Raw genomic sequence first — 9225 nt, forward strand, 5'->3', positions numbered from 1 at the left:
ATGCTTGTCCTACAGGTTTATCCTCAAATAGCTGTTCTGGTGCTAATTTTTACACCTCTAATGATGGGGTAAATTGGGGTCAACTTAATCAAGTTAAAAAGAGCGGTCATCCCTTTTTTGTGAAATTTGTGTTGTGACAATTACCTAGATTTGTCTAAGATACGCCTAATCAATTGACAATTGGAGAAAATTTCAATGCCTACTTACGATCAACAACAAACGCTTTTCTGTCTTTCCATGTTCGCTAATATCAATAATAGCGAGAAAGTTATTACAGATTTAGCCGAACCTACGGTTCAAGGAAAAATTGGTCAATGGACAATTCTTTGGGGTCCTGTTATTTATTATCATGATCCTAAAAATCAGAACTGGGATAATATTATGTATGTGGCGAAGGGAGAAAATGCCGAAACCAATAACCCTCAATAGGTAGTTGCGATCGCTGCTACGAATCCGAAATCAGTTTTTGACTGGTTACAGGAGGATGCTGCTACCCATAACATGGTTTCCTGGTCAACGCAATTCCCCGAACGCGGAAAAATTTCCGAAGGAACAAATACCGGAATTACTATTCTGCAAAACCTGAAAGATACCTCTAACCGCTCCCTGTTAGAATTTTTGACCCAGGAAATTCCCAGCCAATCTGACCAACCTATTGAAATCATTACCACCGGCCATAGTTTAGGCGGAGCATTATCTCCAGTAATGGCATTATGGCTGTACGAAAATCAAGCAACTTGGAACCCTACTGGTAAACAAATCACCGTCAATACCCAATTTTCTGCGGGAGCAACTCCAGGGGATCAAACCTTTTCTGATTACTACGGAAATACGGAGCCAGGTCTCAATCAAAGCAGCCGACTCTGGAATAGTTTGGATATTGTTCCCCATGCTTGGAATATTCAGCAATTAAAGCAGATTCCCACCCTGTATGAATCTTGTAATATTCCTAAATCTTCGAGAATTGCACTATTAGTTAATAGTCAAATTCAGAAAGTGAAAAACTGTAATTATCTGGCGTTAAATCCCAGCACTTTTGCCATGAAAGGTAAATGTGGCGTTTTTTCTCAACCGCAACCAAACCCCCTGAAGCAATTTCTGCAAGAAGCCTATTTTCAGCATATCCAAGCTTATTTCAATCTTCTGGAAATTGACTGGCCGCTGACGGAAAATGTGGCTGATTCTCTCACGCTAACAGAGCAAGATTTAGATGATATTGCCACTAAGTTAAGCTAATTATTCTATCGCTAAACAGTCGGCAGTGGGAATCGGCACGACTGTAAATGGGGAGGAACAGAAAGGGAAAATAATTAAATTATTTACTTCTCTGACCTCTCAAGTAATTATCTTTAACTGTAACTCAATTAACGACTTTAAAAAGTCAACAATACTCATCTTCATCAAGGAGAAAATTATTATGGGTGCTGGATTTCACATACAAATTGTCAACGCTACGCCATATAACATCAATCAAGTAAAATCCCACAGTTACCAGATGGAGTGGGAGCCATCTTCTCAGATTAGTCCTAATTCCTTTACTCAATTTTATGCTGAGTTTAAAGAAACAGTAGGTCATGACAGTATAGATGATGCGGGTGATGTTGAATATACCCTTGAGGAGGTAAGTAACTTTAACTTTACAATTAGTGCTAAAAAGAGTGGAGTTCACGGACTATCAACGCCTGTCCCCTCAGAAGCAGGTTATGGGGTTTTAGTTGAATGGCAAAATATTCCCAATGGTCTTTTTGTTTATCCTACTCCAGATACTACTAATACATCTGCTGTAGGATGGATTCATGATGGGGTAGTAACGATCGCCCTTGGTTATTTCCCTGGTAATACCCAAAGCCAAATTAGTCCTTATCCAACCCCTAATTATGGCAGTGGCGGATTAGCAGATGATCAAAGTGTGTTACGTCCTTCCGTATTACACTGGGCTAATAATTGGATGGAATTATTTGCCCCTTGTATTCAAAACCTTTGTCTCAATGAGTTAACCCTGCCAGGCACTCACGATGCCTCAACTTATTGCGCTGGTAGTATTAGCCAATCATGGGTACAAACTCAATACCAAAACATCAATCAGCAACTTAGTCAAGGTATTCGCGCCCTTGATCTCAGATTAATGCTTAGTAGTGGCTCAGGGGATAATCAATTTGTTATGTGTCACGGGAGTTTTGCTCTCCCCCTGACTTTAGTAGATTTTCTCAATCAAGTAACGCAATTTTTAGCTGATAATCCCCAAGAATTTGTTATTCTTGACTTACATGATTTTGAGGGAAATTGGACAAGCCAAACCTATCAAGATTTATCTAATCTGATTATCAACACTATTGGACAGGATAAATTAATTCCGCCCTCTGGTATTTCTCAACCCTTAAAAGACCTTTGGCAAACTACTGGCCGAGTTGTAGTTGGCTCTCTCGAATTTCCTGATAGTATGTCTGATTGGTTAGCACAAAATACACCCTTTTGGAGCAGTTCTATTAAACAATATTGGTGTGGTACAAGTGTAACTCTTTGGTCAGACGTGCAGAGTTATTTACAACAACAAATTGACGCTATCAACCAACCTAATAATTTTCTCTGGTCATTAATGGCTCAGTATAATTATGAAGGTGCTTATGGAGTACCAGCTAATGTGCCTAAAGAACTCTCTAGCTTTTTCGCTGGTTTAAATGGCATCAAATCTAACATTATTGCCACTGATTGGTGGAATCGCGTCAATACCAGTACAGGTCAACTAGAAACCACTGTCAATAATTTTTCTGCTCTCATTAATGGAGTCCCTTTAAACATTTTAAAAGGGTATCGACGGGCAAATAACTTACCCCTATGGTAACTGCCATTAGATAGGCGATCGCCCCTAATTGAGCCTAGTTATCCTAAATCTCTGATACAGTCGGCAGTGGGAATCGGCACGACTGTAAATGGGGAGGAACAGAAAGGGAAAATAATTAAATTATTTACTTCTGACCTCTCAAGTAATTCCCTTTAATTTCAACTCAAAAGGAGATAATCATGTCTTTTCCCTACACTCAATGTATTTCGGCAATCACTATTCCTGCTGGTGAATATAAGAACTATACTTTTGTCGTCGCTGCTTACCAAAGTGGGATCTCGGTTGGGCAATTTTCACCGAATCCAACCCCACCAAGTTATACTTTAGGGGGGGTGAGTAATCTTGATAATAATGGTGCCAGTACTACTGCCATTGAGTTTCTGCTTGATTACAGCAACACTGACTATTCACCACCTTACTATTTTGTTTACGGATCTGAAGACGAGAATATTTGGCTTAATAGCATTAATCCCGCTACTCGAGGCAGCCAATTCACAAGTAGTAATGTCACGACTCAGATCGCTTCGGAAAAACAACCCGATGCGCCAATTGCCGGACTTTTCTATTATTTCCCCGAAAGCCTTCTTTACGTGGCAGCGTCTAATGGCAACCTCTACTGGTATTCAGTCACTTGGTCTAACGGCGTGCCGAGCTTGTCTTATGTGGGTTCAAACACATCTTATAGCCAGACGGATGGAGCGTCCGTATCTCTGACCTTTTTCCCTGCGGGGACGCTAACTAATTACGATTGTCTGTTACTCGGCGGGTGTGCGGCCACGGGGGTTATTTTCAATGCCAAAAACCCATCTTCAACTCCTACCCTTTACGGGTATGACGGTGGATGTAATGCAACTGACGTTTGTAAGGGACCAAAAGGCATTTACTGGGCAACCCCGGCTGGCGGTTTGCACTATCAGCCCTATAGTGGTTTCAATGCCTCGTTAAGTCCTATTTGGACAGTACCCAGTGGACAGGTCATTTTATCTTTGGCCTATTCACCCAACGCCGGTAATGCAGATCCGGGAAATTATCCAGAGGGAGCAATCTTTATTGCCACGGCTCCGTCCAACCCCTCTAATTCCTCTATGGGCAGTATCTATGTTTGCGATGCCAGCACTAACACGGTGGGCAATGCCGCCCAACAGGATGCAACCATCTCAGGGAGCCCCTGGGGCATCATTGCCGATGCCAATCTGACTTATATGTGTGCAACTGGTTCATGTGGTGTTTTCCTAAGTACCTTGGCAGCTTATAATCCAGAATCAAATATTCCTGAGAATGGAATGTTAGTACCAAATAAGGTGACTAGCGGTGTTGGGCATACCTGGATCAGTGATCTTGTTTCCGCCGCTGCGTTGGTTTTTGGCGTGGTGACAGAGGATCCCGTTGCTGTCGGTTGGGCAGTTGCAGGTATTGATGCTGGGCCAATCGATGCCCAAACGGGTTATTAAGCGAATAGGACGCTATAGTACCAGTTGGTTGGTGTGAGAAAAAAAAACAAACTTTCCTCAACCAACCTAACAATCTCTTGAATCAACAAAACTTAATCAAATATTCAAGGAGGTCATCAATTTATGGTTTTATACCGATGCAAAGAAAGCTATACCATCACCGTCAAAGATGAGGATGGATCTTTTTTATGGAATTTTAATAACTTTCCCTGCGATTTTGTCGGAGACAGACGGGGTGAAGCCGATATGGGAGCTATTCCTTTTGAGTTTAAACCCTACAATATACCTCTAGTGGTTGCCAATGCTAGATTATTTTCTGTCTTTGGTTTTGATGATCCCTCTTGGTTGGGAAGTCCCTTAGATATTCGTCTCTGCTTTGCCGCTGATAATGGGATGCAGTCGATTACTTTAATCCCCAATAAAACGGCGGGTTTTGATGTAATTGAAGACAGCGAACGTTGTAACATCCTTCGTCATGTCTATGATAGTCGTTCCTATTTTGAAATTTTGTTAGGTAGTACACAAGAAAACGCGGATACGGATACCATTTGGCTACATACTATGAATGTCTATCAAGACTAACCATTAAAGCGGATTCGCTAACTATCAACTTGAATTGGCTTATTCATCCAGTGGAAGTCGAGATATTAAGCGATCGCCTAGCTCAAGACTAATAAAAACGCTGAAAAAATTAACAACAGGAGAAACAACGATGACTGGTACTAATTCCACTAGCCCAAATTATGTAATCGTAACCGATCAATATTGGGATGGTTTGGCTGATAATCCCCTTGGTGCCACGGAAATTCGCGTCGAAAATGGGAATATCACTGCGATCGCTACAACAGTTGATCACAGCAACGCTCAAATTATTGAACTAAAAGGACACACCGTTACCCCTGGTTTCATTGATTGTCATGTTCATATCACCTTCTGTGAAGGGGATCCTACAATTCCAGAAAATCCTTATATGGTGACAGTGCCATTAATGACCCTTTATAGCTTAAATCCCCTGAAAATACTGTTAATGAACGGTTTTACTACTGTAAGGGAAGTGGGTTGTCCCGATCCAGAATTTATTACCGTCGATCTCAAAAAAGCGATCGCCAATGGCTGGATTATTGGACCAGATCTATTGGTAGCACCTCACCTGATTTCAGCCCAAGGAGGACATGGTGATTTTACCTCTTTAGTTGCTTTTCAGTTCAGACCAGAAAAATTTGAAGTAGCAGACGGAACAGCAGAAATTATCCGCATAGTACGGGAAGAAATTCGCTCAGGAGCAGATTGGATTAAATTCTGTGCCACAGGGGGTTTTAGCTCTCCTACGGATGATCCGAGTCAAACCACCTATTCCCAAGAGGAGATGAATATTCTGGTTAGTACCGCCAAAGATTTCGGTATTTCTGCTTGTCCTCACGCTTATGGAGGGGAAGGGGTTCAACGTGCTGTTAATGCGGGGGTACGTTCCATTGAACATGGTAATCTTGCCAGTTCCGAGACTTTGCAATTGATGGAGCAGAAGGGAGTTTATCTGGTACCAACTCAATACACTGTTTTAGAAAAAGCTCGCAATGCCAATAATCCTGAATATTGGAAAAGTCGTTCTCCTTGGCAACACGCTAAATATCAAAAATATGCCTCTCAACTGATTGCTTGTGCTGATAATTTAGCTAAAAGTAACGTTAAGATTGCTTTTGGTACTGATGCGGGAACTTTTCCTCATATAGATAACTGGAAAGAGTTTCCAGCGATGGTTGAAAATGGTATTACTCCTTTACGCGCTTTAAAAGCAGCAACTACTGTAGCGGCTGAATTATTAATGCAGCCGAATATTGGTGCGTTAGCGGTGGGGAAATTTGCTGATATTATCGCTATGCCGGGTAATCCTTTTGAGGATATTAATGTTACTGGTAAAGTTGATTTTGTGATGAAACGGGGAGTCATCTATAAACAACCATCGGGAGGACAAGTATAATGGTTTTGTCATCAAATCTCTGGAAGACACCAGTAACACTGCTGACGGGTTTTTTAGGTGCGGGTAAAACTACTTTACTTAACTCCATTCTTAAGGGTAAAAGTGATCGCCGTTTCGGCATACTGGTCAATGATTTTGGTAGTCTTAATATTGATCAGATGTTAATTAAAAATAGAGACGATGATCTAATCACTCTTGAGGGAGGTTGTGTTTGTTGTAGTTTACAAAATAATCTGGTTAATTCCCTTCCCAAAATCCTATCTCTCCGTCCAGATCAGATCTTAATTGAAGCCAGTGGAATTGCTAACCCTTATACCCTGTTACAAACCCTAAAGCGTCCAGTTTTAAGTAGAATAATTCGCTTGGAAAGTATTATTACCCTAGTTGATGCGACCTATCTACCCCAAATTTGTGAACCATCTGGAAAAATTAACTATCAAGATTTGCTAATTGATCAAATTTCGGCTGCTGATATTGTGGTTCTCAATAAAATTGATTTGATTGATGAAAAAGCACAAATTAATGCTAGTCAAATTATCCAAAAAATAGCACCTTGGGTGCGTTTGTTAAAAGGGAGTTATGGGGATGTTTCCCTAGATTTATTATTAGGATTTAGGGACTCATTTCCCGTTCGTTCTGTATCTAGTCAATTAAAATCTAATCACTCTGATAACTTTCATACTTGGAGTTATGAAAGTGTTCGCCCTTTTCAGTTATTAACCCTGGGAAAAATATTAGGGAAATTACCCGTAACTGTATGGCGAGCCAAGGGTATTTTATCTACTGTTGAACATCCCAATAGAGGAGTAATTTTGCAACAAGTGGGGCCGAGAATTACCTTAGAAATAGGCGAAGAATGGGGTAATAATCCACCCTTTACCCAATTGGTATTAATTAGCACGGAGGCAATAAATACAAAAATATTACAGCAGCAATTAGATAGCTGTTTAAGAGTAGAGGATTTTGAGGTAAATTTAAAAACTCAAACCAAAGATAATTTTATTTTAAGTAACGAAATGTAACAAATATATCACAATTATCCAGGGTGAAACGTTTTACTAATGTGACAACGAGAAAGTGGCTAAAAAGTTATCAAAAAACTGGGTTTAAAACCTCGCCCTTCTAGGGGGACTTTATGTTAGAATTTTAGTAATCTAGAAAACCCGCCCTATCCTAGAGAAAGTCCTGCAACGGGTTGACGATGAGTAAGGGGAAGCTGACGGCCGCGGGGAACTCCATGCTAGAGGCAAAACATACCTTGGGTCGGTATGTATCAACAAAATTGAATTAGTCTCCGGAGGGCATACGGAGGAGAGATAGCCTTTTCATTCTATTAATCAATCTAAAAAGTCCCAAAAAATATGATAACTTCCACTCCAGTAAAAAAAAATGACGATGTTAACGCCTTAAATGCGGATATTAGGGAAGTTTTATTAGAGGTTTTGCCGATAATTTCTCCTGAATTACAACTAGAACTCACTAAGTTAGTTCAACAGATTCATCACCTGAATTATTTGATTTATAAAAAAAGTAATAGCTGGAAAATTGGTTGGTTTATTTTTAACAATGATCCAACTAAATTGATTTTGTTATTAGAGGAAATTAAATATATATTGCTCATGGCAAAAACTAATAAAGTCGGAGTTGATGCTATTCGAGGATTCAGAATTAATCTAGAAAAGGAAATTAATCATAGTCGCTATTTTTTATGGGGACATATTTTAAATGGATTTAGTTCTATCTATTCTACAAGATCAGTCCCATTCAAAATATTTTTAGGTTTATCTATTACAACTTTTTTATCTATGATTGCCCTCAAATTTTCTGCTCAAGAAATTTACATATTTGATGATAATTTACACCAGAAACACTCTCAAGAGGAGGCACTTATTTCAAAACCATTACCTCAAGCAAACTCCCCAGTACCCATTCCTTCTAGTAGTTATTCAGAACAGTTAAAATCATCGAGTGATACGATAAATCCTAATCGGCATATATTTTATGGTTTAGTTTATGCGGCAACAGCAGGAGTGTTGGGAAGTGTTGCGAGTATTTTACTCAGAATTATCGACTTTACAGACAAAAAATATGACGACCCCCTCATTCCTCTTTTTATTGGTTTGTTTAGACCCTTAATTGGTCTAATTTTCGGTATTTTTATCTTTAGTTTAATTAGCTCAAATACGTTGATTAAAATTGATTTTATGATTACCCAGGATCAAAATTCTTCTAGTTTAATAACCAACAAAGCCCGTCAGGATTTATTTATCTTTTCCTGTGCTTTTTTAGTGGGATTTAGTGAAAGATTTGCCTCAGATTTACTGAAAAAAACTGAATCGGGATTAATTGAAGAAAAAGAAAAATAATGTTATTGGCTAAATTATACGGACTTTTGCGGATTCAAGACATACAATAACAGCAGTGGGCAAAATAATTGCGGAGATCAAGAAAGTAACCGTTCGCATCCGTTCATCGCTGTTTGAGTTGCCTTTTTTCTTCTTGAGCATCCACCAGAGAAGGGGTATCGCTACCCCTTCATGGACAATGCCGACTGTGAGGATGTTGTAGTGATGACTACCAAATGACCAATTGGTGCGGTCAATACTCAATACCCAGGGTTGAGGGATATGGAGCCACTGGACTACAATGGGAGCTATTTGAGGGTAATCTCTCTCGAAGTCCCCAAACAAGCGTTGTCATCGTTTGTAATGGGACTCTACCAATACCCGACCTTCAAAACCTAGGGCTAATTCCTTGAGGTTGACGGTTTTTACTTTCAACAGAGCCAGTAAGAATAGAGCGAGGAAAGAGAGTCTTGCTCCGTGCCATCGCAAATGAGGTTTGAGAGCTTGTTTCAACGCATTATACTGGTTCATAGGGGTTTCGAGATTAGTGCTATTTCTCATAAAACCCCACTCCCGCCTACTTTTCAAGCTTTTTGTCCTGTACTTAGA

At 39.9% G+C, this 9225-nt stretch carries 8 protein-coding genes and 1 pseudogene; 8 read left to right on the plus strand and 1 reads right to left on the minus strand.

What is annotated here, in order from left to right; translation table 11 throughout:
• Positions 1-195: 195 nt before the first annotated feature.
• From PX481_RS25135 to PX481_RS25170, 8 genes are all read left to right on the plus strand, one after another.
• The gene (locus PX481_RS25135; RefSeq protein ID WP_002759947.1) at positions 196-429 is read left to right on the plus strand and encodes a hypothetical protein; all 234 of its coding nucleotides are present in this window, start codon (positions 196-198) and stop codon (positions 427-429) included.
• A 9-nt stretch (positions 430-438) separates the two neighbouring features.
• A complete protein-coding gene (locus PX481_RS25140) occupies positions 439-1236 on the plus strand; it encodes a lipase family protein (RefSeq protein ID WP_285891440.1) in 798 nt (265 codons plus the stop codon).
• A gap of 181 nt (positions 1237-1417) precedes the next feature.
• A complete protein-coding gene (locus tag PX481_RS25145; protein ID WP_288096683.1) occupies positions 1418-2842 on the plus strand; it encodes a phosphatidylinositol-specific phospholipase C domain-containing protein in 1425 nt (474 codons plus the stop codon).
• 179 nt (positions 2843-3021) lie between these two features.
• Positions 3022-4293, plus strand: coding sequence for a hypothetical protein (locus PX481_RS25150; protein ID WP_288028244.1), 1272 nt, complete (start codon positions 3022-3024; stop codon positions 4291-4293).
• A gap of 123 nt (positions 4294-4416) precedes the next feature.
• The gene (locus PX481_RS25155) at positions 4417-4875 is read left to right on the plus strand and encodes a hypothetical protein (RefSeq protein ID WP_002759953.1); all 459 of its coding nucleotides are present in this window, start codon (positions 4417-4419) and stop codon (positions 4873-4875) included.
• A 130-nt stretch (positions 4876-5005) separates the two neighbouring features.
• On the plus strand, positions 5006-6271 hold the full coding sequence (locus tag PX481_RS25160) for a metal-dependent hydrolase family protein (RefSeq protein WP_002759954.1): 1266 nt from the start codon (positions 5006-5008) through the stop codon (positions 6269-6271).
• On the plus strand, positions 6271-7293 hold the full coding sequence (locus PX481_RS25165; protein WP_002759955.1) for a CobW family GTP-binding protein: 1023 nt from the start codon (positions 6271-6273) through the stop codon (positions 7291-7293). The genes PX481_RS25160 and PX481_RS25165 overlap by 1 nt, the downstream gene beginning before the upstream one ends.
• 339 nt (positions 7294-7632) lie before the next feature.
• Positions 7633-8637 carry a hypothetical protein gene (locus PX481_RS25170; protein WP_002759957.1) on the plus strand — a complete coding sequence of 335 codons (1005 nt, stop codon included), beginning with the start codon at positions 7633-7635 and terminating at the stop codon, positions 8635-8637.
• Between the two features lie 75 nt (positions 8638-8712).
• Here PX481_RS25170 and PX481_RS25175 read toward each other — a convergent pair.
• Positions 8713-9147: pseudogene (locus PX481_RS25175) on the minus strand (IS4 family transposase); the annotation flags it as partial.
• Positions 9148-9225: the final 78 nt, after the last annotated feature.

This window comes from Microcystis sp. M53603_WE2, assembly GCF_030065435.1.